1 protein-coding gene is annotated in these 739 nt (G+C 70.5%); it reads left to right on the top strand.

What is annotated here, in order from left to right:
• Positions 1–139: 139 nt before the first annotated feature.
• Positions 140–739: class I SAM-dependent DNA methyltransferase (locus tag GUY60_RS38010; protein ID WP_161706047.1), on the top strand; the 600-nt coding region annotated here is incomplete at its 3' end.

Genomic DNA, 739 nt, shown 5'->3' with positions numbered 1-739 from the left:
AGCTCGTACTGGCCTGCCCCGCCTCGGAGTTGCTCTGGAGCTGGGGCATGATCAAGCGCCTCCCGAAGGCGCTCCCGGTGGAACTCTGACCTTCACCCCCCGACCGGCATCCGCCGCCCACCCCGAGGAGTCGCACTCCATGGCCGCTTCCGCGCACCTTCCCCCGTACGACATCAGCCCCGAATCCGTCTTCGACCGCATCGGCGAGCGCTACGACGACGCTTTCGCCCACAACCAGGGCCAGCTGGACGCCTGCGCCGCGCTCATCGCCCGCCTCGGGCCCGGCGCCCGCGTCCTGGACGTCGGTTCCGGTACCGGCAGGCCCACAGCGGAGCAGCTCAGCGCGGCCGGCCTGGACGTCACCGGCATCGACGTCTCCGGCGTCATGGTCGAACTCGCCGCCCGCCAGGTCCCCGGTGCCACCTTCCTCCAGCGCGACCTGTTCGCACTCTCCGCCGAACGGACCGCGGAACTGGGCGAGTTCGACGCCGCCACCACACACTTCAGCCTGCTGGGCGAGCCCGAACGCGTAATCACGGGGCTGCGGAAGGCCCGCGACCTACTCCGCCCCGGCGGCTTCCTCTCCTTCGCAGGCGTCCAGCACCTCAAATCCGACGGCGATGCCCCCGTCCCCTTCTTCGACTTCTCGTACGTCCCCGCGCCCTGCACGGCCGACTCCCTCACCGCCCTCATCCAAGCCGCGGGCTTCACCGTCCACGAACTCACATCCGCCCACCAC

It is taken from the genome of Streptomyces boluensis, assembly GCF_009908195.1.
Taxonomy (GTDB): Bacteria; Actinomycetota; Actinomycetes; order Streptomycetales; family Streptomycetaceae; genus Streptomyces; species Streptomyces boluensis.
Note: the sequence above shows the minus strand (reverse complement) of the source record. Positions and strands in the feature narration are given on the sequence as shown.